This is a genomic window from Streptomyces sp. NPDC096176, from assembly GCF_044763255.1.
Lineage (GTDB): Bacteria > Actinomycetota > Actinomycetes > Streptomycetales > Streptomycetaceae > Streptomyces.
In genome coordinates, this window is record NZ_JBIWFV010000020.1 from 1038 (window position 1) to 24359 (window position 23322).

Consider the following 23322-nt stretch of genomic DNA (forward strand, 5'->3'; position numbering starts at 1 on the left):
GGTGGCTACCGTGGCCCCCGCGACGACCGGCAGGGCGGTTTCCGCCGAGACGACCGCCGTGACGACCGGCGCGACGATCGCCGTGATGACAGGCGTGACGACCGGCAGGGTGGGTTCCGTCGGGACGACGACCGTGGTGGCTTCCGTGGTCCGCGTGACGATCGTCGTGACGAGCGCCCCGGTGGCTACCGTGGCCCCCGCGACGACCGGCAGGGCGGTTTCCGCCGAGACGACCGCCGTGACGACCGGCGCGACGATCGCCGTGATGACAGGCGCGACGACCGCCAAGGCGGTTTCCGCCGTGACGACCGCCGCGACGATCGCGGTGGCGACCGACGTGACGACCGTGGTGGCCGCCCGGCGCCCGCTGCCGGCGGTGGCTTTCGTCGCGATGACCGCTCCGGTGGCGGCTACGGCCGCCGGGACGACGACCGGGGCGGCTTCCGCGGCCCCCGCCGCGACGACCGTGACCGGGACCGTGGTGGCTACCGCGGTTCCCGTGACGACCGCGGCGACCGCGGAGGTTACGGCCGCCGGGACGAGCGGGACCGTCCCGACCGCGAGCCGATCAAGCGTCTGCCGATTCCCGAGGACGTCACGGGCGACGAGATCGACAAGGACGTGCGGCAGGAGCTGCAGAGCCTGCCCAAGGGCCTTGCCGAGGACGTCGCGAAGAACCTCGTCATGGTCGCCAACCTGATCGACGAGGACCCCGAGAAGGCCTACGCCTACGCCCGCATCGCGCTGCGTCTCGCGTCCCGTGTCGCCGCCGTGCGTGAGGCGGCCGGTTTCGCCGCGTACGCGACGCAGAAGTACTCCGAGGCGCTGGCCGAGTTCCGTGCGGCCCGGCGGATGACCGGCACCGTGGAGCTGTGGCCCGTCATGGCGGACTGCGAGCGCGGGCTCGGCCGGCCCGAGCGGGCCCTGGCGATGGCCGGTGAGCCCGAGGTGCAGAAGCTCGACAAGGCGGGACAGGTCGAGATGCGGCTCGTCGCGGCCGGAGCGCGCAGGGACATGGGGCAGCTGGACGCCGCCATCGTGACCCTGCAGAGCCCCGAGCTGGCCTCCAGCTCCGTTCAGCCCTGGACCGCCCGGCTGCGTTACGCGTACGCCGACGCACTTCTTGCGGCCGGCCGCGAGGACGAGGCCCGGGAGTGGTTCGCCAAGGCGATCGAGGCCGACAAGGACGGCGCCACCGACGCGTCGGACCGGCTCGCCGAGCTGGACGGTGTCGAGTTCGTCGACGCCCTGCAGGATGACGAGCACGACGGCGGCGACAACACCGACACCGGCAGCGGCGAGGTGAAGGACGTCGACACCGACGCCCAGCCGACGTCCGACCCGGACGGGCGTCCCGGCGAGTAGCCGACACCGGCCGCAGCTCGGCTGTACATGAGTGGGGGCGGCACCCGTGGACCGGGTGCCGCCCCCACTCATGTCCGCCTCCGACGGCGTGGCGTCCGTCGCCGTCAGTCCAGCGTGAGGCTCCGCAGGACCAGCCCCGTCGCCGGCTTCGGTCCGAACGACGTCGACTTGCGCGGCATCGTGACGCCCGCGATCGCCAGCTTCCTGACGATCTCCTCCTGCACCGGATGCATGAGCACCGCCGTGCCGTCGACGCGCTCGGCCTGGGTGGCGGCTGCCTCCGCGTCATGGATGTAGGTGATGTGCTCGGGAGCGTCGGGGATCTGCCAGATGTGCTCCAGCAGCGTGGAGTGCAGCACCGTTGCGTCGAGCGTGCGCCAGGCCTCCGGGCGGCCGACAGGCACTGTGCGGTTCAGCAGTCCCGCGTCGGGCCGGTCGACGAGATGGAAGCGTCCGTCGCCGGCGAGGAGGAACGCGTTGCCCTCCGCGACCGCCTCGGCCAGCGCGTCCAGGGCCTGCGTCAGCGGGACGTCGAGGTGCCGCACGCGGAAGGAGCCGGCCAGACCGCTGAGCGCGTCCGCCACCGGAAGGCGGCGCAGCAGACGGTGGATCGCCCGCACCTGCAAGGGGTAGCGGGTGGTGTCGATGAGCAGCACCAGGCCGTAGTTCCAGGGGCTCGGTGACGGGTGTTCTCCCCGCAGCCGGAGGTACGTCGCCCATCGGTGGTGGCCGTCCGCGATCATCGCCTGGTGGCGTCCCAGGTCGTCGTGGATCTCTGCCAGTTCGCCGGCGTCCGTGACACACCAGAGGCGGTGGCTGAAGCCGTCCTCCGTGGTGGTGGACAGCAACGGCGAGCGCTGGATGGTGCGTTCGATGACGGCGGTCGCGCCGACGGCATTGCCGGTGCTGCGGTAGGTCAGGAGCAGCGGTTCCAGGTTCGCCGCGGTGGTCCGCATCAGGGCGGCGCGGTCCGCGACGATGTCCGGCATCACGTCCTCGTGCGGCAGGACGACGCCGTCGGACGGCTCGGTGAGAGCCAGCGCCCCGATCACGCCGCGCTGCAGGACGTCGCCCTTGCGCTGCTCGTACACGTACAGCGCGGGTTTGTCGTCCGCCGCGAGGATGCCATCGGACAGCCAGCGGGACAGCGTCCGGGCGGCCTGGCTGTGGCGGTCCTCCGCGGTGGTCGCCTGCGGCAGGATCAGCCGCACGATGTTGTGCGGGTCCGCCGACTCCAGGTGGTGCAGGCCGTCGGGCCTGACGATCACGTCGTACGGCGGCGAGGTCACGGCTGCGAGACTGCCGACCCGCTCGGGGACGTAGCGCAGTCCACGGAACGGGATCAGATGCAGACCGCCATTGGCCGCAGGACCTTCGTTGTTCATCAGGGCATCGTATGCGGCCAAGGGCCATGCGCGATGATCGGGGGAGTGGACCCGAGCGAGGAGCGGAAACGAATGAGCCAGCAGGGTATGAACCGGCCGAGCGGGAGCGCGCGGGCGCTGAGCGAGGCGTACGACACGGCCCTGCTCGACCTCGACGGTGTGGTGTATGCCGGCGGGCAGGCGATCGTGCACGCCGTCGAGTCGCTGGCCACGGCCCGCGAGCAGGGCATGCACCTCGCGTATGTGACGAACAACGCGTTGCGCACCCCCGAGGTCGTCGCCGGTCACCTGACCGAGCTCGGCATTCCGACCGAGGCCGGTGACGTGATCAACTCGGCGCAGGCCGTGGCCCGGCTGATCTCGGAGCAGGTGCCCGCCGGGTCGCGGGTCCTGGTGATCGGTGGGGAGGGACTGAAGGTCGCCCTGCGCGAGCGAGGTCTCGAGCCGGTGGAGTCGGCGGACGACGATCCGGCAGCGGTCGTCCAGGGGTACGGCGGCCCGGACCTGGCGTGGGGCCGGTTCGCCGAGGCCTGCTACGCGATCGCGGGCGGTGTGCCGTGGTTCGCGTCCAACACCGACCTGACGATCCCCAGCGCCCGGGGCATCGCGCCGGGCAACGGCGCGGCGGTCGAGGTCGTACGGATCGTCACGGGGGCCGAGCCGCAGATCGCGGGCAAGCCGCTGCCGCCGATGCACAAGGAGACGATCCTGCGGACCGGGGCCGAGCGGCCGCTGGTCGTGGGGGACCGGCTGGACACCGACATCGAGGGCGCCTTCAACGGAGGCGTCGACTCCCTGCTCGTGCTGACCGGCGTGACGGATGCGGCGCAGCTGCTGGCGGCCGTGCCGCAGCACCGGCCGACCTATGTGGACGCGGATCTGCGGGGCATGCTCACCGGGCAGCCCGAAGTGGCCGAAGCGGACGGTGCGTTCCGGTGCGGCGGATGGACCGCTGCCGCGCAGGGTCAGGAGCTGACGCTGGAAGGTGAGGGCGAGCCGATGGACGGGCTGCGGGCGCTGTGCGGGGTGGCGTGGACGAGCGCGGGGGAAGGTTCCTGCCCGCTCGACGCCGGGAAGGCGCTGGCCAGGCTGGGGTTGTAGTCGGCTCTGCCCCCAGGACGCCCGACCGAGAAATTTGGGAGGGTAGGCTAACCTAACCGCGTGTTGGTTGACAGTCCCCCGAACCGGAGCGCGGAGCCCATATCCGCACCTGCGAGCCCGAAGCGCCACGCCCTGCGTGCCACCGGGCTGCTGGTGTCGTTCGGCGTCCTGCTGCTGATGTGCGTCGCGAGCATCGCCGTGGGCGCCAAGTCGATTCCGCTCGCCGACGTCTGGGACGGGTTGTTCCACAACACGGGCTCCGGCAACGACGTGATCATCAGGGACGTACGCGTGCCGCGGACGGTGCTCGGCCTCACCGTCGGCGCGGCGCTCGGGGTCGCAGGCGCGGTGATGCAGGCGCTGACCCGCAACCCGCTGGCGGAACCGGGGCTGTTGGGCGTGAGCGCCGGCGCCTCGGCCTCCGTCGTCTCAGCCATCAGCTTCTTCGGGGTCACCTCGCTCACCGGGTATGTGTGGTTCGCGTTCCTGGGCGCCGCCGTCGTGTCCACCGCCGTGTACGCGCTCGGCGGCAGCCGCGGCGCCACCCCGGTACGGCTCGCGCTCGCCGGGACCGCCGCGACGGCGGCACTGTACGGCTACATCAACGCCGTTCAGCTGCTGGACGCGGCAGCGCTGGACCGTCTGCGTTTCTGGACGGTCGGCTCGCTCGCCTCCGCGGACATGGAGACCATCCGCAGAATCGTTCCGTTCATCACTGTCGGGCTGGTGCTCGCGCTCCTGCTGGCCCGGCCGCTGAACGCCATGGAGATGGGCGACGAGACCGCCCGCTCCCTGGGCGCGCACCTGACCCGCACCCGCGTCCTGTCGATGGCCGCGATCACCCTGCTGTGCGGGGCCGCGACCGCGGCCTGCGGACCGATCGTCTTCGTGGGACTGATGATTCCGCACGTCGTCCGCGCCATCACCGGGCCCGACATGCGCTGGATCCTGCCCTACGCGGCGGTTCTGTCGCCCGTCCTGCTGCTCGGCGCGGACGTCGTCGGCCGGGTCGTCACCCGCCCGTCCGAGCTGCAGGTGGGCATCGTGACCGCGCTGATCGGTGGGCCCGTCTTCATCCAACTCGTACGCCGCAAGAGGATGGCCAAGCTGTGATGAGGTCCGTGAAGTCCGTGCGGGCGATACGCACGCCCGGCGGGGTGTCCGTGCGGATCGAGCCACGCGCGGCCGTTGTCTTCCTGGTGCTCGCGGCAGCCGCCGCGGCCGTCTCGGTCGTGCTCATAGGCAGCGGCGACTTCCCGATGTCGTTCGGCGAGGTGGTCGACACACTGCTCGGGAACGGCACCGCGGCACAGGAGTTCATCGTCCAGGACGTCCGGATGCCACGCGTGCTGGTGGCGATCCTCGTCGGCGCGTCACTCGCGCTGAGCGGCGCGATCTTCCAGTCCCTGTCACGCAACCCGCTCGGCAGCCCGGACGTGATCGGCTTCTCGCAAGGGTCGACCGTCGGCGCGCTCGGCGTGATCGTGCTCTTCCAGGGCGGCTCGCTCGCCGTCGCGGGCGGCGCAGTCGCCGGGGGAGTCGTCACCGGTATCGCCGTTTACACGCTGGCGTGGAAACGCGGCGTGCACGGTTTCCGGCTGGTGCTCGTCGGTATCGGTGTCGCCGCCATGCTCACCGCGCTGATTCACTACCTGATCACCAAGGCCAACCTGGTGGACGCGACCAGGGCCACTCTCTGGATGACCGGGTCGCTCGACGGCCGCGACTGGGCGCAGGTCTGGCCGCTCGCCGGTCTGTGCGCCGTGCTGATGCCGCTCGTGTTCGCGCACGGACGGCCGCTGCGGATGCTGGAGATGGGCGACGACGCGGCGTATGCGCAGGGCGTTCCGGTGGAGCGCACCCGTGTCGTGCTCATGGGCTCCGGTGTGCTGTTCATCGCGGTCGCCACGGCCGCCGCCGGCCCCATCGCCTTCGTGGCGCTCAGCTCCCCGCAGCTCGCGCGCCGGCTGACCCGCTCGCCGGGGCCGAACCTGGCCGCGGCCGCGGTGATGGGCGCGGCGTTGCTGCTGGTCGCGGACTGGGTCGCCACCAACGCCTTCGGCGACCGCATGCTGCCGGTCGGCGTGGTCACGGCCGTGCTCGGCGGCGGCTATCTGCTCTGGCTGCTCGTCACCGAGCGCAAGGCGGGCCGGATATGACGCCGCCCATGACGGCACGGCCGGCCGCCGACGCCACCGTCACCTCAACCACCAGGAATTCCAGGAGTACGACGACGATGCAGCGCCTCACCGCCGAATCGGTCACCCTCGGCTACGACCAGCGGGTCATCGCGGAGAACCTGTCGGTGGAGATACCCGACAACTCCTTCACGGTCATCGTCGGCCCCAACGCCTGCGGGAAGTCCACCCTGTTGCGTGCCCTTTCCCGCATGCTCAAGCCCTCACAGGGCAGGGTGCTCCTCGACGGCCAGGCCATCCACTCCCTGCCCGCGAAGAAGGTCGCCAGGACGCTCGGGCTGCTGCCACAGTCGTCGATCGCCCCCGACGGCATCACGGTTGCCGACCTCGTGGCCCGCGGCCGCTATCCGCACCAGGGGCTGCTGAGGCAGTGGTCGTCGGAGGACGAGCGGATCGTCGAGGAGTCGATGGCGGCGACGCGGGTCGGCGAACTGGCGGATCGCTATGTCGACGAACTGTCCGGCGGGCAGCGTCAGCGGGTCTGGATCGCGATGGCGCTCGCGCAGCAGACGCCGCTGCTGCTGCTCGACGAGCCGACGACATATCTCGACATCCAGCACCAGCTGGAGGTCCTCGACCTGTGCGCCGAACTGCACGAGTCGCAGGGACGGACGCTGGTGGCGGTACTCCACGACCTCAACCAGGCCGCCCGCTACGCCACGCACCTCGTCGCACTGCGCGACGGCGAGGTCGTCGCGGAGGGGTCGCCGGCGGAGGTGGTGACGGCGGAGCTGGTGGAGCGGGTCTTCGGGGTACGGAGCCAGATCATCGAGGATCCGGAGTCGGGGACGCCGCTGGTGATTCCGGCGTCGCGGAGGGCGCGGGCGGCGCTGGGGGCGGCATAGCGGGGGCACGTGGCGCCTGCGGGCTTGTTCGGGGGCTCCGCCCCGCGCCTCAAGCGCCGGCGAAGCTCGAACCTGGCGGACTACAGCAGCGAGCGCAGACGGAGGAGGTCGCGGAAGCCCGCCTCCAGGCGGACTCGGCCCGTCGCCCACGCCTTCGCGAAGTTCAGTTCGCCGGCGACCATCGACACCAGATCGTCGCCAATCATCGCCAGGCGGATCTGGGCCTTCTCCCGCGGGGGGCCCGCCGCGGTGTCCGTCACCTCGATCCGGCCGGATTCGAGGCGGCCGATGAAGGTGACGTCGAGGTCCGTGATGTGACAGCTGAGGGAACGGTCCAGGGCGGCAGCACCCCGTACGTTGCCGTTCGCCGTCGCCAGATTGTCCGAGAGTCTGTCGAGTGCGCCGCGGCACTCCTGCGTGGTGGCCATCGGCAGCGACGGTACCTCAGGGCTTCGCGGTAGCGTCTGGGCCATGAGTGACTCGATGCCCGCCCCCGGTCCGCAGGAACCCGACGGCGGCGCGCCGGACCCCGCGCCGCTGGGCGTGCAGCGCGAACCCACCGGCAGCGCCGGGGTCGACGTGCTGCTCGAGCGGCTGGCCGATGTGGACCACCTCGCTGCGGACGGACACCTCGAGGTGTACGAGGATGTACACCGGGGCCTGCGGGATGCGCTGACCTCACTCGACACTCATGAATCGCACAATCACAGGAGCTGAACCGAACGTGGCAGGAGTGGCCCGCCGCCGTCTCGACGCAGAGCTGGTACGCCGGAAGCTCGCTCGTTCACGCGAGCACGCGAGCCAGCTGATCGCGGCGGGCCGGGTGACCGTCGGGCGCAACACGGCGAACAAGCCCGCCACTCAGGTCGAGACGAGTGCCGCCATCGTCGTCGCATCCGACGAGAGCGACCCCGACTACGTCTCGCGCGGCGGGCACAAGCTCGCGGGCGCGCTCGCCGCGTTCCTCCCGCTCGGGCTGAAGGTCGAGGGGAGGCGGGCACTGGACGCCGGTGCGTCGACCGGCGGGTTCACCGACGTACTGCTCCGGGCCGGCGCCGCGCATGTCGTCGCCGTGGATGTCGGCTACGGCCAGCTGGCCTGGTCCTTGCAGAGTGATGAACGTGTCACCGTCAAAGACCGTACCAACGTGCGTGAAATGACGTTGGAGACGATCGACGGAGTGCCGGTGGACCTTGTGGTGGGGGATCTCTCCTTCATTCCGCTCGGGCTCGTGCTGCCCGCGCTGGTGCGCTGCAGCGCACCCGACGCGGACCTCGTGCTCATGGTCAAGCCGCAGTTCGAGGTCGGCAAGGAGCGTCTCGGCAGCGGGGGAGTGGTGCGCAGCCCCGAACTGCGTGCCGAAGCCGTACGCGCCGTGGCGCGCCGCGCGGGGGAGCTCGGGCTCGGAGTACGGGGCGTCACCGCCAGCCCACTACCGGGACCCTCCGGGAACGTCGAATACTTTCTGTGGCTTCGGGCCGGGGCGCCCGAGCTCGATCCGGCGGACGTCGACCGTGCAGTGGCGGAGGGACCTCGTTGACCACGACATCAGAATCGACACCGGGCACCACGTCGAGACGTACTGTTTTCCTGCTCGCGCACACAGGGCGGCCGGCGGCCATCCGAAGCGCCGAACTCGTCGTCCAGGGGCTGCTGCGCAGCGGCATCGGCGTGCGCGTGCTGGCGGCGGAGGCGGCCGACCTGCCGCTGCCGGACTCGGTGGAGACCGTCGTGGAGGCGACCCCCGAGGTCCTCGACGGCTGCGAACTGCTGATCGTCCTCGGCGGCGACGGGACGCTGCTGCGCGGCGCCGAATTCTCGCGCGCGTCCGGGGTGCCGATGCTCGGCGTCAACCTGGGGCGGGTCGGCTTCCTCGCGGAGGCCGAACGTGACGACCTCGACAAGGTGGTCGACCGGGTCGTCAGCCGCGCGTACGAGGTCGAGGAACGCATGACCATCGACGTCGTCGTCCGCACCAACGGCGATGTGGTGCACCGCGACTGGGCGCTGAACGAGGCCGCCGTGCAGAAGGTCTCGCCCGAGCGGATGCTCGAGGTCGTCCTCGAGATCGACGGCCGCCCCGCCACCGGCTTCGGCTGCGACGGCATCGTGTGCGCCACCCCGACCGGCTCGACGGCTTACGCCTTCTCCGCCGGCGGCCCGGTGGTGTGGCCGGAGGTCGAGGCGCTGCTGATGGTGCCGATCAGTGCCCACGCGCTGTTCGCGAAGCCGCTGGTGACCTCGCCGACGTCGGTGCTGGCGGTCGAGGTGCAGCCGCACACCCCCCACGGGGTGCTGTGGTGCGACGGGCGCCGGACCGTCGAACTCCCCCACGCGGCTCGCGTGGAGGTCCGTCGGGGCGCCGTGCCCGTACGACTCGCCCGACTGCACCACGCGTCGTTCACCGACCGGCTGGTGGCCAAGTTCGCCCTCCCCGTCGCCGGGTGGCGCGGAGCCCCTCACTAGGGCCCCGGGGGCGGGGGAAAGCCCGGGAGAGTGAATCGGAGACCGGGGCCCGTCGCACACCGGGCCCCGGACCTCGTATGGTCGTGTCCGTGTTGGAGGAGATGCGGATACGGTCACTCGGGGTCATCGACGACGCTGTTGTCGAGCTGTCGCCCGGATTCACCGCGGTGACCGGCGAGACAGGCGCCGGCAAGACCATGGTCGTCACCAGCCTGGGGCTGCTGCTCGGCGGGCGCGCCGACCCCGCCCTGGTGCGGATCGGCGCGAAGTCGGCCGTGGTGGAGGGCCGGATCAGCGTGTCACCCGACGCGCCGGCCGCGCTGCGGGCCGAGGAGGCCGGGGCAGAGCTCGACGAGGGCACACTGCTCATCAGCCGTACCGTCTCCGCGGAGGGGCGCTCGCGCGCCCACATCGGCGGCCGTTCGGTGCCGGTGGGCATGCTGTCGGAGCTCGCCGACGAGCTCGTCGCCGTTCACGGCCAGACCGACCAGCAGGGCCTGCTGAGGCCCGCACGGCAGCGGGAGGCCCTCGACCGGTACGCCGGCGACGCCGTGAGCGGCCCGCACGCCAAGTACGCCGCCGCCTACCGGCGGCTGCGTGCCGTCGGCGCGGAGCTCGAGGAGATCACCACCCGCGCGCGTGAACGGGCGCAGGAAGCGGATCTGCTGCGGTTCGGGCTGAACGAGGTCGCTTCCGTGGAGCCGCTGGCCGGCGAGGACGTGGAGCTCGCGGCGGAGGCGGAGCGGCTCGGCCACGCCGAGGCCCTGGCGTCCGCCGCTTCCGTCGCACACGCCGGGCTTGCGGGCAACCCGGAGGACCCGGAGGTCGTCGACGCCACGACCCTGGTCGCGGCCGCAGGGCGGGCCCTGGACGCCGTACGCTCCCACGACCCGGCGCTGGCGGCGCTGGCGGACCGCATCGGCGAGATCTCCATCCTGCTCGGCGACGTGGCGGGTGAGCTTGCCGGATACGCCGACAACCTGGACGCCGATCCGCTGCGGCTCGCCGCGGTGGAGGAGCGCCGGGCCGCGCTGACGCAGCTGACACGCAAGTACGGCGAGGACATCACCGCCGTGCTGGCGTGGGCGGAGGACGGCGCGAGCCGGCTCACCGAGCTGGACGGCGACGACGACCGCATCGGCGAGCTCACGGCGGAGCGTGACGCTCTGCGGGACGAACTGTCCGGTCTCGCCCAGGCGTTGACGGACGCCCGCACCGAGGCGGCGGCACGTTTCGCCGAGGCGGTGACGAAGGAACTGGCGTCGCTCGCGATGCCACACGCCCGGGTGTCGTTCGCGATCCGTCAGACGGAGGATCCGGAAGGCGTCGTGGTCGACGGGCGGCCGGTGGCGTACGGGCCCTCCGGCGTCGACGAGGTCGAACTGCTGCTGGCCCCGCACCCGGGCGCGCCCCCACGGCCCATCGCCAAGGGCGCGTCGGGCGGTGAGCTGTCGCGCGTGATGCTGGCGGTCGAGGTCGTCTTCGCCGGGACCGACCCGGTGCCGACGTACCTCTTCGACGAGGTCGACGCGGGCGTCGGCGGCAAGGCGGCGGTCGAGATCGGCCGGCGGCTCGCCAAGCTGGCGAAGTCGGCGCAGGTGGTGGTCGTGACGCACCTGCCGCAGGTGGCGGCGTTCGCGGACCGCCAGCTGCTGGTCGAGAAGACGCACGACGGAACGGTCACCCGGAGCGGTGTCACGGTCCTCGAGGGCGAGGACCGGGTCCGGGAGCTGTCCCGGATGCTGGCGGGCCAGGAGAACTCGGAGACGGCCCGCGCCCACGCGGAGGAACTGCTGGCGACGGCTCGCGCGGACGGTTAGGACCTGCGGACGTCCTGCGCGAGAGCACTCGTCTCACAAACCACCCGTGTGGGTGATCCCGGTGTGCTGGACCGGCTGTGTGTCCACGCACGACAACCGGGTCGGTGCCGGAACGTCCGTACGGACTGGCATCCTTGGCGGGTGACACAGCTGCGTACGGTCCAAGTGCTGGGTGGCGGCAGTGCGGGCAGCAGCGCGCACGTCAGGTCGCTGGCCGCCGGGCTGGTGGCGCGGGGCGTGCGGGTGACGGTGTGCGCGCCCGCCGACATCGACCGCGCCTACGACTTCGCGGGCGCCGGCGCACACTTCGCCCCCGTCCCGCGCCGTAGCGACCCGGCGGCGGTCGGCGCGCTGCGCGCGGCCTGCGCCGGGGCGGACGTGGTGCACGCACACGGACTGTACGCCGCCGTACGCGCCGCGCTCGCCCTCGCCGGACAGCGCCGCCGCGTCCCGCTCGTCGTCACCTGGCACACGAGGACCCACGACGAGGGCGCGCGGGCAGCGGTCCTGCGACTGCTCGAGCGAAGGGCCGTACGCGCGGCGGCGGTTGTCTTCGGCACGTGCTCCGAACTCGTCGACCGGGCACGGGCCGGCGGCGCGCGCGACGCCAGGCTCGCTCCCGCCGCCACGCCGACGCCCCTTACGCTGCCCGCCGCCGGGCACGGCAAACTCCGGGCCGAACTGGGCGTGGTCGAACGACCGTTGCTCATGGCCGTCGGCCGCCTCGAGCAACACCGGGGCTACGGAACGCTGCTGGACGCCGCAAGGTCCTGGCGCGACCTCGATCCGGCGCCGATGCTGATGATCGCCGGTGAGGGGCCCGAGCGGGGCACGCTCCGGCGCCGCATCGCCGACGAGGGTCTGCAGGTCAGGTTGCTGGGGCGACGCGACGACGTCACCGAGCTGCTGGCGGCGGCGGACGTCGCGGTCCTGCCCTCCCGCTGGGAGTCCCGCTCGCTGCTCGCCCAGGAGGCGCTGCGGCTCGGCGTGCCGCTCGTCGCGACGGCGGTCGGCGGAGTGCCGGAACTGGTCGGCGAAGCGGCGGAGCTGGTGCCGTACGGAGACGCGGCTGCACTGTCGTCGGCGGTGACCCGCCTGCTGTCCGACCCGGCGCGACGGGAGTGGCTGTCGGAGGCGGGGCGGGCGCAGGCGGGGACGTGGCCGACGGAGGACGAGACGGTGGCGCAGGTACTGAGCGTGTACGACGAGTTGGCGGTGGCGTAGCCACGGCGCGGTGCCTGTCCGGGGCGCTGCCCCCGTGCGCCTGCGCCTCGCTCTCCCCTACAGCCTGGCGGCGGTGAGGTGCTCCCAGCGAGGCTGGAGCTTGCCGGTCTTGCCGGGGCGCTGTCCCGGGCCCCGGGCTTCGATCGCCGGCCGGGGGGTCTGGCCGGTGGGGTGGGAGCTTGCGGGGTTTGTCGGCTCCGTCCCGGACCCCCGCACCTCAAACGCCGACGGGGCTTGAGCAGCCCGCCGGAGCGGCTGGATGCCGCGCAGCGGCATTTTCAGCCCGTCTGGGGACACCTCCCACGGCTGACAGGCCGTAGGGGGATTGAGGACACCGCGCGGAGCGCGGTACGGCTCCGGGGCCGGCCCGCCACGCGGCGGAGCCGCACATCGGTACAGCGGGAAGGGGCGGGGTGGGGAACAGCCCCGCGCAGCGGCCATCCACCCGCCGCCCCTCCAGGCGTGCACCACCGTCACGACGTGTGGCGGCGGGCCCGCAGCGCCAGGCTCAGGGCCAGGACCGTTTCCGGGTCCTCCAGGTCCGTGCCCAGGAGCTCGCCGATCCGGGCCAGCCGGTTGTACAGCGTCTGGCGGTTCAGGTGGAGTTCGCGGGCGGTCTCCGCCTTGCGGCCCGCGTGGGCCAGATACGTCTCCAGCGTCGGCAGCAGCGGCGGGCGGGAGGCCGCGTCGTGGGCCCGCAGGGGGCCGATCGCGCGGTCCACGAACGCCGCCAGGTCGGGGTGCTCGCGCAGGCGCCACAGCAGCAGGTCGATGTCGAGGCGGCGGGCGTCGTACCAGGGCCGGCCGCTGAGGCCCTGCGCGGCGGTCGCCGTCTCCGCCGCGTGGCGCAGGGCCGCGCTCGCCGCGGCCCAGCCTCCGGCGGCCGCGACCACGACGACCGGTGGATGCGATCCCGCGCGTTCCAGCCCGGCCCGTTCCACGCCGGCGCGCAGCGCCTCCGCGACCCGGTCCGCGACGACGGGCCGGTCGGTCTCCGTGCGCAGCCCGACGAGGAGCGGCACACGGCCCTCCACCGGCCGTACGCCGAGCAGCACCGGCACTCCGAGGGACGACAGTTCCTCCGACACGGCGCGCGCGAGCACCGCCCAGTTGCCGGTCGGAGTCAGCTCGGCCGTGAGCCGCATCACCACCGGCAGCAGCGGCCCCGTGCCCGGCTTGAAGCCGAGGACCCGCGCCTGGGCGGGCGCGTCCTCGGGTGCGATGCGGCCCTCGGCCAGGTCGGTCAGGAAGTCTCCGCGCCCGCGGGCCGCGAGCTCCTCCTCCTGGCGCGCCTGCATCAGGACCACGGCGAGGATGCCCGCCGCACGTTCCGCCGCCATCCGGTGCACGGGCAGCAGGGGGGAGGAGACCGCCAGCAGCACCAGCCGGGCCCGTACCGCGCCGGTGCCGCGGCCGCTGCCCGGCACGTCGACGAGGACGGCGTTCGCCGGTGGACCCTCGTGGCGTCCGCCGCGCAGCCCTTCCCACACCTGCAGCGGGTCGGCGGGCGCGGGCTCGGAGCCCGGAAGGTCGGCCGCGTAGAGCAGCTGTCCGTCGGGTGTCTCCAGGAAGACCGGGTCGCCGGTGAAGGCGGCCAGGATGCCGAGCACCTGGGGGATTCCGCCGCCGCCGAGCAGGGCCTCGGTGCAGCGCCGGTGCACTTCCTCGGCCTGCTGCAGCAGCGCGTAGTGGCCGTTGACGATCTCGGTGTGGATCTCCTCGGTCACCGTCACGAACGGAACCTCGCGGTGCAGTTGAACCAGAGGCAGCCCGGCCGCGCGCGCCGCTTCCACGATCGTGGCCGGCAGCCGCGAGAAACGGGGCCCCAGTTCGACCACGAGCGCCGCGATGCCGCGTTCGGCCAGCCGGTGCACGAAGGCGCGCTGCTCCGCCGGGCGGGTTCCGAGGCCGAGGCCGGTCGTCAGGAGCAGTTCGCCGCCCTTGAGCAGGGAGGCGATGTTCGGCACCTCGCCCGCGTGCACCCAGCGCACCGTGCGGTCGAGCCGGTCCGACCCGGCGAGCACCTCCGGCAGTCCACTGCGGAGCCCGGGCAGTTCGAGTGCCCGCTGCACGGTGATGCCGCCCTGCGTTTCCATGGCTGACGACGCTACCGGGGCGACTCTTCCAAGGACAACCGCAGCCTCCTAGCCGCCGTAGGCGCCGGATGCGGTGAGGCGCAGTGCCGTGTCGATCAGCGGGACGTGGCTGAAGGCCTGCGGGAAGTTCCCCACCTGTCGCTGCAGCCTCGGGTCCCATTCCTCCGCGAGCAGCCCGAGGTCGTTGCGCAGCCCCAGCAGCTTCTCGAACAGCCGCCGGGCCTCGTCGACCCGCCCGATCATCGCCAGGTCGTCCGCCATCCAGAACGAGCACGCCAGGAACGCGCCCTCGTCACCGGGCAGACCGTCGACGCCCTCGTGGCTGCCTTCGGTGGGGTACCGCAGGATGAAGCCGTCGTCGGTGGACAGCTCGCGCTGGATCGCCTCGATGGTGCCGATGACCCGCTTGTCGTCGGGCGGCAGGAAGCCCATCTGCGGGATCAGCAGCAGGGAGGCGTCCAGCTCCTTCGAGCCGTACGACTGCGTGAACGTGTTGCGCTCGGGGTCGTAGCCCTTCTCGCAGACGTCCCGGTGGATCTCGTCGCGCAGGTCCCGCCACCGGTCCAGCGGTCCGTCCGCGTCGCCGGACTCGATGAGCTTGATGGTGCGGTCGACGGCGACCCATGCCATCACCTTGGAGTGCACGAAGTGCCGGCGCGGTCCGCGGACCTCCCAGATGCCCTCGTCGGGCTGGTCCCAGTGATTCTCCAGGTAGCGGATCAGCTTCAGCTGGAGCAGCGAGGCGTAGTCGTTGCGCGCCAGGCCCGTCATGTGGGCGAGGTGCAGGGCCTCGGTGACCTCGCCGTAGACGTCGAGCTGGAGCTGGTGGGCCGCGCCGTTGCCGACGCGGACCGGGCCCGAGTTCTCGTAGCCGGGCAGCCAGTCGAGCTCGGCCTCGCCGAGCTCGCGCTCGCCCGCGATGCCGTACATGATCTGCAGGTTCTCGGGGTCGCCGGCGACCGCACGCAGCAGCCACTCGCGCCAGGCGCGGGCTTCCTCGCGGTAGCCGGTGCGCAGCAGCGAGGAGAGGGTGATCGCCGCGTCGCGCAGCCAGGTGTAGCGGTAGTCCCAGTTGCGGACGCCGCCGATCTCCTCCGGCAGCGACGTGGTGGGCGCGGCGACGATCCCGCCGGTCGGCGCGTACGTGAGGGCCTTGAGCGTGATCAGCGAGCGGACCACGGCCTCGCGGTACGGCCCGTGGTACGTGCAGTGGTCGACCCACTCGCGCCAGAACTCGGCGGTGGCCTCCAGCGAGCCCTCGGGGTCCGGGAGGGCCGGGGGCTCCTTGTGCGAGGGCTGCCAGCTGAGCGTGAAAGCGATCCGGTCGCCGGGGCCGACGGTGAAGTCCGAGTAGGTGGTGAGGTCCTTGCCGTAGGTGTCCACATCGGTGTCCAGCCACACCGAGTCCGGCCCGGCGACGGCTACCGTGCGGCTGTCGACCTTGTGCACCCACGGCACCACGCGCCCGTAGCTGAACCGCATCCGCAGCGCGGAGCGCATCCGCACTCGCCCGGAGACGCCCTCCACGATCCTGATCAGCTGCGGCGCGCCGTCGCGCGGCGGCATGAAATCGGTCACACGCACCGTGCCGCGCGGGGTGTCCCACTCGGATTCGAGGACGAGGGAGTCGCCGCGGTAGTTGCGGCGGGTCGCGACCGGCGCGTGGGCATGCGAGCCGTACGCCGGGCCCAGCCGCCAGAAGCCGTGTTCGTCGGTGCCGAGCAGCCCGGCGAAGATGGCGTGCGAGTCGAAGCGGGGCAGGCACAGCCAGTCGACTGTGCCGTCCCTGCAGACCAGTGCTGCGGTCTGCATGTCTCCGATGAGTGCGTAATCCTCGATGCGCCCGGCCACGTGCATCTCCAGTCGAACGGCCACGTCCGCCCCGCGGGGCGCTTACTGCGGTTTCTGCGGTCCAGGGTCGTTGACGAGCCGCGACGACCCCAAAAACACCACGCGGGAGGCTGTGCCACTTGCCTGGTGGGGGGCGCCGAATGCCGGGTGACGGTCTGGGGAAGATGCCGTTCACGGGTCCGACTCGGCAGCGAGTGTCCGAGCAGGATACGACGCACGTCAATGATCTGTATGGGGGTCCCGGCAACACAGGTGCGCCGAACGGGTGAGCGGCAGGTGGGCGGCGTGGAGCGGTTCCCGAGTGTTGTCGTCACCGTACCTCCGGCACCGGCGGGGCGCGTGCGCTGGCGTGGCCGGAGGCGGGCCATCGCCGTCGCTGATACCCTGGTACCCCGTGGACCGGTGGCCGGAAGGCCCCGAAACCGCAGCGACGGCACCCCCGAATCCGGGACGGCAGCCGGCACGCACCTCACTTCGCGACCACGGGAGCCCCCTCTTGGCGATGCCGCCCAAATCCATGACGACCAAGCACATCTTCGTCACCGGGGGTGTCGCCTCCTCCCTCGGCAAGGGCCTCACGGCCTCCAGCCTGGGCGCGCTGCTCAAGGCACGGGGCCTGCGGGTCACGATGCAGAAGCTCGACCCGTACCTGAACGTCGACCCCGGCACGATGAACCCGTTCCAGCACGGTGAGGTGTTCGTCACCAACGACGGAGCCGAGACCGACCTGGACATCGGCCACTACGAGCGCTTCCTCGACGTCGACCTCGACGGCTCCGCCAACGTCACCACCGGCCAGGTCTACTCGCAGGTGATCGCCAAGGAGCGGCGCGGTGAGTACCTGGGTGACACCGTGCAGGTCATCCCGCACATCACCAACGAGATCAAGTCCCGCATCCGCCGGATGGCGACCGACGACGTCGACGTCGTCATCACAGAGGTCGGCGGCACGGTCGGCGACATCGAGTCGCTGCCGTTCCTGGAGACCGTCCGCCAGGTCCGTCACGAGGTCGGCCGGGACAACGTCTTCGTCGTCCACATCTCGCTGCTCCCCTACATCGGCCCGTCCGGCGAGCTGAAGACCAAGCCGACGCAGCACTCGGTCGCCGCGCTGCGCAACATCGGTATCCAGCCCGACGCGATCGTGCTGCGCGCCGACCGTGACGTGCCCACCGCGATCAAGCGCAAGATCTCGCTGATGTGCGACGTCGACGAGGCCGCCGTCGTCGCAGCCATCGACGCCAAGTCGATCTACGACATTCCGAAGGTCCTGCACACCGAGGGCCTCGACGCCTACGTCGTGCGCAAGCTCGACCTGCCGTTCCGCGACGTCGACTGGACGGTGTGGGAGGACCTGCTCGACCGGGTCCACAACCCCGACCACGAGGTCGACGTCGCGCTCGTCGGCAAGTACATCGACCTGCCCGACGCCTACCTCTCCGTCACGGAGGCGATGCGCGCCGGCGGCTTCGCCAACAAGGCCCGCGTCAAGGTCAAGTGGGTCACCTCCGACGACTGCAAGACCGCGGCGGGCGCGCAGAAGCAGCTCGGCGACGTCGACGCGATCGTCATCCCGGGCGGCTTCGGCGAGCGCGGCGTCGACGGCAAGGTCGGCGCGATCCAGTACGCCCGCGAGAACAAGATCCCGCTGCTCGGCCTCTGCCTGGGCCTGCAGTGCATCGTGATCGAGGCCGCGCGCAACCTTGCCGAGATCCCCGACGCCAACTCCACCGAGTTCGACGCGGCCACCTCCCACCCGGTGATCTCCACCATGGAGGAGCAGCTGGCATACGTCGAGGGCGCCGGCGACCTGGGCGGCACGATGCGGCTCGGCCTCTACCCGGCGAAGCTCGCCGAGGGGTCGATCGTGCGCGAGGTCTACGACGACCAGCCGTACGTGGAGGAGCGCCACCGTCACCGCTACGAGGTCAACAACGCCTACCGCGCGGAGCTGGAGAAGAAGGCGGGCATCCTCTTCTCGGGCACGTCCCCCGACAACAAGCTCGTCGAGTACGTCGAGTACCCGCGCGAGGTGCACCCGTACCTGGTCGCCACCCAGGCCCACCCGGAGCTGCGCTCCCGGCCGACCCGGCCGCACCCGCTCTTCGCCGGACTGGTGAAGGCGGCCGTGCAGCGGCAGCAGTCGGGCGCGTAACGCACAGGCGATACGGTTGACCGGGGTACGGACCTGCGAAGGTTCGTACCCCGGTTTCCGTTGTGTGTGGGTGGAAGGACGCTTTTCGATGGCCATCAAGGACATGCCTGAGCAGTGGGAGGTCACCGCGACCGAAACGCCGTTCCGGGGCAACAAGACCAGCGTCCGCACCGACGATGTCGTCATGCCCGACGGCACGGTCGTCAAGCGCGACTACCAGGTCCACCCCGGGTCCGTGGCCGTGCTCGCCATCGACGACGAAGACCGCGTCCTCGTGCTGCGCCAGTACCGGCACCCGGTCCGCCAGAAGCTGTGGGAGATCCCGGCCGGACTGCTGGACGTGCCCGGCGAGAACCCGTTGCACGCCGCGCAGCGCGAGTTGTACGAGGAGGCGCACGCCAAGGCGGAGAACTGGCGGGTGCTGACCGACGTCTACACCACCCCCGGCGGCTGCGACGAGGCCGTGCGGATCTTCCTCGCCCGCGATCTGTCGGCTGCGGATGGCGAACGGTTCGAGGTCGCCGAGGAGGAGGCCGACATGGAGCTGGCACGCGTGCCGCTCGACGAACTCGTACGGGGGGTGCTCGCCGGCGACCTCCACAACACCTGCCTGGTCGTCGGCGTCCTGTCGGCGGTCGCGGCTCGCGGCGGCCACGGCTTCGACGCGCTGCGGCCGGCGGAAGCGCCGTGGCCCGCGCGGCCGTTCGAGGCGTGAGCGCCCCGAACGGCACGGATGGCGTACGTGGTGTGACGATCGGCTGATCCGATCGGGCGATGGCGCCGCCGTGCTCTGCACGGATCGTCGCAGAGCGTGAACTACGCTCGAATGGCCCGTGCGGAGCCCCGGCGGGCTCGGCTCGTGCACGGCGGAGTGGAGCGTGGCCCGTGACGGATCAGGCGCTGGACTTGGACGGCCCCGACCGGCCGGCCCCACCCGAGCACATCGCCGTCCTCCCCGCACCTGGAGACGGGCCCCGCGACGGCTCCCCGACGCCCGAGGTTTCCGCTGCGGAGGAGCGCGCCGACGCCTACGACCAGGCCGGTGCCGATGATCGGGCCGGCGCGGGCGGCCGGGCCGGCGCGGACAATGACGACTCACTCGACGGGGCCGCTTCGGACGAGCACATCGGGGACCGGGCCGAGTGTGACGACCGGGCCGGCGCCGATGGTCGGGCCGTCGCGGACGACCGGACCGGCGCTCGCGACGATGCAGGCTCTCTCGACGGTGCCGCTTCGGACGAGCACGTCGGGGGCCGGGCTCGGTCGGATCACCGGGCCGGCGCTTTCGACGAGGCGGCCTCGTCCGAACGGGCCGGCGCCCACGACCGGGCCGAGTCGGACCGCGACGCGGAGTTCAGCGACCGACTGGACGTAACGCCCGCGCCGGACACCGGAGTTGGGGACGGGACGGGGGAGCCCTCCGAGGGTGGTGCCGCGGGCGGGCGGGAAGGGCTGGAGAGTCGGGACGACGGCGGTGCGGACGGGGTCGCGTCGACTGCCGCCGGTCTCGCCCGCCCCGGGGATCGGCCCGAGGCGCAGCCCACGCCCGGCGGGGGGCCCTTCTTCGGGCGGGAGCGGGAGCTCAAGGCGCTGCTCGCCGACATCGAGCGTGCCGGGCTCGACACGCTCGCCGGGCGCAAGGCGCCGCGCGCCCGTGTGCTGCTGATCGCCGGGCGCCCCGGCGCGGGGCGTACCGCGCTGGCGGAGCAGTTGGTCCGCCGGGTCGGCGGGCGCTGTCCGGACGGCGTGCTGCGGGTACGGCTCACCGAGCCCGGCGGGCGGCCGGTGCCGATGGAGGAGGCGGCCCGCGGGCTGCTCGACCGGCTGGGCATCGCCTCGCCGCCCGGCGCCGGCGACGACGAGCTGACCGAAATGGTGCGTCGGGCACTCGCCGCACGCAGGGTCCTGCTCCTCATCGACGACGCGGCCGACGCGGAGCAGGTCGACCTGCTGCTGCCGCAGAACCCCGACTGCCTCGTCGTGGCGGTCTCCCGGGGCCCGCTCACCGGTATCCCCGACGTACGGCCGTGCACGCTCGGCGGCATGGACGCGAAGTCCGCGATCGAGCTGCTCACCACCTTCACCGGGTCCGTGCGGATCACGGTGGACCCGCAGGCGGCGGAGGCCGTCGCCGAGGAGTGCGGCGGCCAGCCCGCCGCGTTGGTCCTGGTGGGCGGCTGGCTCGCGGCCCGCCCCAATGTCTCGGTCGCCGACGCGGCAAAGCGGCTCCGTGGTCTGCCGCCGGACGAGGAGCAGCCCGCCGGGGCCAGGCCGCTGGAGCGGGCGTTCCGACTGGTGTACGAGTCCCTCCCGCAGTCCGCCGCGCGGGCCCTGCGGCTGCTGGCGCTCGCTCCCGCCGGGCTGGCGGACGCGCACACCGCCTCCGCGCTGGCCGGCTGCTCCGTGCCGGCCGGGCAGGAGGCCCTCGAGAGGTTCGCCGCTCTCGGGCTGGTCCGGCACCGCGAGGACTGCTTCGAGGTGCCGGGCGCGCTCGCGCCGCTGCTGCGGGCGCTGCTGGTGGCGACCGACCGGCCCGCCGAGGTGCAGCTCGCGCGGGCGAGGATGCTGGAGCGGACCGTACGAAGGCTTCACGCGTGCCGGGCGGCGACCGAGCCGGAGGACTCCCCGGCCCGTAAGAAGCTTGCCGCGGTTCCCCGGGCGCTGCGCTTCACCTCGGCATGGGAGGCCAAGCAATGGCTGCGTGCCCGGCAGGCCGAGCTGCTGGCCTCCGCACGCCTCGCCGTCGAGGACGGTGAGCTGGACACCCTGGCGCGCAGGCTGGTGGCCGCCCTGGTCAGGGCGCTGGTCGCGCACTGGGGCACGGAGGCGGCGGCCTCCGAACTGTACGGGCTGCATCAGCTGGTCCTCGATGTCGCGGAGCGCCGCGGCCTGCACCGTGAGCAGGCCGCCGCGCTGCTCAATCTCGGAGACCTCGACGCACAGACCGGCCGCACCGGGGACGCGCTGGCCCGTTACCGGGCCGCTCTCGACGCGGGACGTGCCGCGAACGATCCGTACGCGACGAGCCGCGCGATGGAATCCGTAGGTGGCGCGTACCAGGAGATCGGGGACTGGCAGCGGGCGTCCGACTGGTACGGCCGGGCTCTCGCGCAGCGTCAGGCGCGCGGGGAGCGCGCCGACGAGGCTCGGCTGTACGGCCGGCTCGGCACCGTGCACACGTACGCGGGGCAGTACGGCGAGGCGCTGCGCAACTGGCGGGCGGCGGCCGCGGGCCACCGCAAGGTCGGCGATCTGCTTTCCCACGCGCGGGCGTTGAGCGAGGCGGCCCGCGTCCAGGAGTACGCGGGCCGGCACGAGGAGTCGCTGCGCACGTGCCAGGAGGCGGTGGAGTGGGCGCGCCGGGCCGGCGACGTACGGCTGCAGGCCGCGCTGCAGCTCAGGCTGGCCGACACGCTCGACAGGCTCGGCGACCCGGCGGCTGCGGGGCTGCACCGTGCGGCAGCGAAGAGAATGCTCGAAACGGAGGATTGAACCTACGAAATCCGTGGCGGTTCCCTGGAAGATTAATGCTTTGCAAGGCTAGACAGCGAGAAGTCCTTCATTAGACTGGCTGCACCACGTCATCTCGTGGTGTGTCCCGGTATGCCCGTGCGCATCTGGGTACGCGTGTCATCGACCGATATACCCCCTGAGTCAAGGACCGTGATCGACGTGAAGGTCGGCATCCCCCGCGAGGTCAAGAACAACGAGTTCCGGGTGGCCATCACCCCCGCCGGTGTGAACGAGCTCGTGCGCCATGGTCACCAGGTCTTCATCGAGCAGAACGCCGGTGTCGGTTCCTCGATCACGGACGAAGAGTTCATCGCCGCGGGCGCGCAGATCCTGCCCACCGCTGACGAGGTCTGGGCCACCGCCGACCTGCTGCTGAAGGTCAAGGAGCCCATCGCGGAGGAGTACCACCGCCTCCGCAAGGACCAGACGCTCTTCACCTACCTCCACCTCGCCGCCTCTCGCGAGTGCACCGACGCCCTGCTGGAGTCCGGCACCACGGCGATCGCCTACGAGACCGTCGAGGTGAACCGCACGCTGCCGCTGCTCGCCCCGATGTCCGAGGTCGCGGGCCGGCTGGCCCCGCAGGTCGGCGCGTACCACCTCATGCGCTCGGTCGGCGGCCGCGGCGTGCTCCCCGGCGGTGTCCCCGGCACCCAGGCCGGCAAGGCCGTCGTCATCGGTGGCGGCGTCTCCGGCTGGAACGCCACGCAGATCGCCGTCGGCATGGGCTTCCACGTGACCCTGCTCGACAGGGACATCAACAAGCTGCGCGAGGCGGACAAGGTCTTCGGCACCAAGGTGCAGACGATCGTCTCCAACGCCTTCGAGCTCGAGAAGGCCGTCCTCGAGGCCGACCTCGTCATCGGCGCCGTTCTGATCCCCGGCGCCAAGGCGCCGAAGCTGGTCACCAACGAGCTCGTCGCCAAGATGAAGCCCGGAAGTGTACTTGTCGACATTGCAATCGATCAGGGCGGCTGCTTCGAGGACTCGCGTCCCACTACGCACGCCGAGCCGACCTTCCCGGTGCACAACTCGGTCTTCTACTGCGTCGCCAACATGCCGGGCGCGGTGCCGAACACCTCTACCTACGCCCTGACCAACGCCACGCTGCCCTACATCGTGTCGTTGGCCAACAACGGCTGGGTCGAGGCGCTGCGCCGTGACCCCGCGCTCGCCAGGGGTCTCAACACCCATGATGGCAAGGTGGTTTACCGCGAGGTCGCGGAGGCGCACGGCCTCGAGAGCGTCGAGCTGCTGACGCTGCTCGGCTGACCGGTCAACCCGCGTCGTCAACATCACGAGT

Annotated in this window: 18 protein-coding genes and 1 pseudogene; 14 read left to right on the forward strand and 5 right to left on the reverse strand. The window is 72.0% G+C overall.

The window, feature by feature from the left end; all coding sequences use genetic code 11:
* Nucleotides 1-288, reverse strand: a pseudogene (locus ACIQ7Q_RS33245) (hypothetical protein); the annotation flags it as partial.
* A gap of 333 nt (nt 289-621) precedes the next feature.
* Here ACIQ7Q_RS33245 and ACIQ7Q_RS33250 point away from each other — a divergent pair.
* Nucleotides 622-1365 (forward strand): hypothetical protein, encoded by a 744-nt coding sequence (locus ACIQ7Q_RS33250; protein ID WP_403870609.1) that lies wholly within the window; start codon nt 622-624, stop codon nt 1363-1365.
* Nucleotides 1366-1469: 104 nt separating this feature from the next.
* On the opposite strand, the gene ACIQ7Q_RS33255 is transcribed toward ACIQ7Q_RS33250, so the two are convergent.
* The gene (locus tag ACIQ7Q_RS33255) at nt 1470-2750 is read right to left on the reverse strand and encodes a DUF1015 domain-containing protein (RefSeq protein WP_403870612.1); all 1281 of its coding nucleotides are present in this window, start codon (nt 2748-2750) and stop codon (nt 1470-1472) included.
* A 72-nt stretch (nt 2751-2822) separates the two neighbouring features.
* On the opposite strand from ACIQ7Q_RS33255, the gene ACIQ7Q_RS33260 reads away from it, so the two are divergent.
* From ACIQ7Q_RS33260 to ACIQ7Q_RS33275, 4 genes are all read left to right on the forward strand, one after another.
* Nucleotides 2823-3851: an HAD hydrolase-like protein gene (locus ACIQ7Q_RS33260; protein WP_403870615.1), complete on the forward strand. Its 1029-nt coding sequence runs from the start codon at nt 2823-2825 to the stop codon at nt 3849-3851.
* 177 nt (nt 3852-4028) lie between these two features.
* A complete protein-coding gene (locus ACIQ7Q_RS33265; RefSeq protein ID WP_403870778.1) occupies nt 4029-4964 on the forward strand; it encodes a FecCD family ABC transporter permease in 936 nt (311 codons plus the stop codon).
* Nucleotides 4964-6010, forward strand: coding sequence for a FecCD family ABC transporter permease (locus ACIQ7Q_RS33270; RefSeq protein WP_403870618.1), 1047 nt, complete (start codon nt 4964-4966; stop codon nt 6008-6010). Before ACIQ7Q_RS33265 ends, ACIQ7Q_RS33270 begins: the two co-directional genes overlap by 1 nt.
* 77 nt (nt 6011-6087) lie before the next feature.
* Nucleotides 6088-6894, forward strand: a complete 807-nt coding sequence (locus ACIQ7Q_RS33275; protein ID WP_403870781.1) for an ABC transporter ATP-binding protein — start codon at nt 6088-6090, stop codon at nt 6892-6894.
* Nucleotides 6895-6974: 80 nt separating this feature from the next.
* Here ACIQ7Q_RS33275 and ACIQ7Q_RS33280 read toward each other — a convergent pair whose 3' ends face one another.
* A complete protein-coding gene (locus ACIQ7Q_RS33280) occupies nt 6975-7322 on the reverse strand; it encodes a sterol-binding protein (protein WP_403870621.1) in 348 nt (115 codons plus the stop codon).
* Between the two features lie 43 nt (nt 7323-7365).
* On the opposite strand from ACIQ7Q_RS33280, the gene ACIQ7Q_RS33285 reads away from it, so the two are divergent.
* The 5 genes from ACIQ7Q_RS33285 to ACIQ7Q_RS33305 all read left to right on the forward strand — a co-directional run bounded on the left by ACIQ7Q_RS33285 (nt 7366) and on the right by ACIQ7Q_RS33305 (nt 12404).
* Nucleotides 7366-7611, forward strand: coding sequence for a hypothetical protein (locus tag ACIQ7Q_RS33285; RefSeq protein ID WP_403870624.1), 246 nt, complete (start codon nt 7366-7368; stop codon nt 7609-7611).
* Nucleotides 7612-7618: 7 nt separating this feature from the next.
* Nucleotides 7619-8434, forward strand: a complete 816-nt coding sequence (locus ACIQ7Q_RS33290; RefSeq protein ID WP_403870627.1) for a TlyA family RNA methyltransferase — start codon at nt 7619-7621, stop codon at nt 8432-8434.
* Complete coding sequence (locus ACIQ7Q_RS33295) at nt 8431-9360, forward strand: NAD kinase (protein ID WP_403870630.1); 930 nt, start codon at nt 8431-8433, stop codon at nt 9358-9360. Before ACIQ7Q_RS33290 ends, ACIQ7Q_RS33295 begins: the two co-directional genes overlap by 4 nt.
* 77 nt (nt 9361-9437) lie before the next feature.
* On the forward strand, nt 9438-11180 hold the full coding sequence (gene recN, locus ACIQ7Q_RS33300) for a DNA repair protein RecN (RefSeq protein ID WP_403870633.1): 1743 nt from the start codon (nt 9438-9440) through the stop codon (nt 11178-11180).
* 141 nt (nt 11181-11321) lie between these two features.
* The gene (locus ACIQ7Q_RS33305) at nt 11322-12404 is read left to right on the forward strand and encodes a glycosyltransferase family 4 protein (RefSeq protein ID WP_403870636.1); all 1083 of its coding nucleotides are present in this window, start codon (nt 11322-11324) and stop codon (nt 12402-12404) included.
* Between the two features lie 473 nt (nt 12405-12877).
* On the opposite strand, the gene ACIQ7Q_RS33310 is transcribed toward ACIQ7Q_RS33305, so the two are convergent.
* Complete coding sequence (locus ACIQ7Q_RS33310) at nt 12878-14500, reverse strand: PucR family transcriptional regulator (protein WP_403870639.1); 1623 nt, start codon at nt 14498-14500, stop codon at nt 12878-12880.
* A gap of 48 nt (nt 14501-14548) precedes the next feature.
* The gene (locus ACIQ7Q_RS33315; protein WP_403870784.1) at nt 14549-16351 is read right to left on the reverse strand and encodes a glycoside hydrolase family 15 protein; all 1803 of its coding nucleotides are present in this window, start codon (nt 16349-16351) and stop codon (nt 14549-14551) included.
* Nucleotides 16352-16853: 502 nt separating this feature from the next.
* On the opposite strand from ACIQ7Q_RS33315, the gene ACIQ7Q_RS33320 reads away from it, so the two are divergent.
* The 4 genes from ACIQ7Q_RS33320 (at nt 16854) to ald (ending at nt 23291) form a co-directional block, all read left to right on the forward strand.
* A complete protein-coding gene (locus ACIQ7Q_RS33320) occupies nt 16854-18506 on the forward strand; it encodes a CTP synthase (RefSeq protein WP_403870641.1) in 1653 nt (550 codons plus the stop codon).
* 88 nt (nt 18507-18594) lie between these two features.
* Nucleotides 18595-19221 (forward strand): NUDIX domain-containing protein, encoded by a 627-nt coding sequence (locus tag ACIQ7Q_RS33325; protein ID WP_403870644.1) that lies wholly within the window; start codon nt 18595-18597, stop codon nt 19219-19221.
* A 737-nt stretch (nt 19222-19958) separates the two neighbouring features.
* The gene (locus ACIQ7Q_RS33330) at nt 19959-21998 is read left to right on the forward strand and encodes a tetratricopeptide repeat protein (protein WP_403870787.1); all 2040 of its coding nucleotides are present in this window, start codon (nt 19959-19961) and stop codon (nt 21996-21998) included.
* Between the two features lie 180 nt (nt 21999-22178).
* A complete protein-coding gene (gene ald / locus ACIQ7Q_RS33335; RefSeq protein ID WP_403870790.1) occupies nt 22179-23291 on the forward strand; it encodes an alanine dehydrogenase in 1113 nt (370 codons plus the stop codon).
* Nucleotides 23292-23322: the final 31 nt, after the last annotated feature.

Bases quoted from the DNA above. Each gene is read 5' to 3' on its own strand.
- ACIQ7Q_RS33255 (WP_403870612.1), bottom strand. From the start codon at position 2,750: ATGAACAACGAAGGTCCTGCGGCCAATGGCGGTCTGCATCTGATCCCG.
- ACIQ7Q_RS33260 (WP_403870615.1), top strand. From the start codon at position 2,823: ATGAGCCAGCAGGGTATGAACCGGCCGAGCGGGAGCGCGCGGGCGCTG.
- ACIQ7Q_RS33265 (WP_403870778.1), top strand. From the start codon at position 4,029: ATGTGCGTCGCGAGCATCGCCGTGGGCGCCAAGTCGATTCCGCTCGCC.
- ACIQ7Q_RS33270 (WP_403870618.1), top strand. From the start codon at position 4,964: ATGAGGTCCGTGAAGTCCGTGCGGGCGATACGCACGCCCGGCGGGGTG.
- ACIQ7Q_RS33275 (WP_403870781.1), top strand. From the start codon at position 6,088: ATGCAGCGCCTCACCGCCGAATCGGTCACCCTCGGCTACGACCAGCGG.
- ACIQ7Q_RS33280 (WP_403870621.1), bottom strand. From the start codon at position 7,322: ATGGCCACCACGCAGGAGTGCCGCGGCGCACTCGACAGACTCTCGGAC.
- ACIQ7Q_RS33285 (WP_403870624.1), top strand. From the start codon at position 7,366: ATGAGTGACTCGATGCCCGCCCCCGGTCCGCAGGAACCCGACGGCGGC.
- recN (WP_403870633.1), top strand. From the start codon at position 9,438: ATGGTCGTGTCCGTGTTGGAGGAGATGCGGATACGGTCACTCGGGGTC.
- ACIQ7Q_RS33310 (WP_403870639.1), bottom strand. From the start codon at position 14,500: ATGGAAACGCAGGGCGGCATCACCGTGCAGCGGGCACTCGAACTGCCC.
- ACIQ7Q_RS33320 (WP_403870641.1), top strand. From the start codon at position 16,854: ATGCCGCCCAAATCCATGACGACCAAGCACATCTTCGTCACCGGGGGT.
- ACIQ7Q_RS33325 (WP_403870644.1), top strand. From the start codon at position 18,595: ATGGCCATCAAGGACATGCCTGAGCAGTGGGAGGTCACCGCGACCGAA.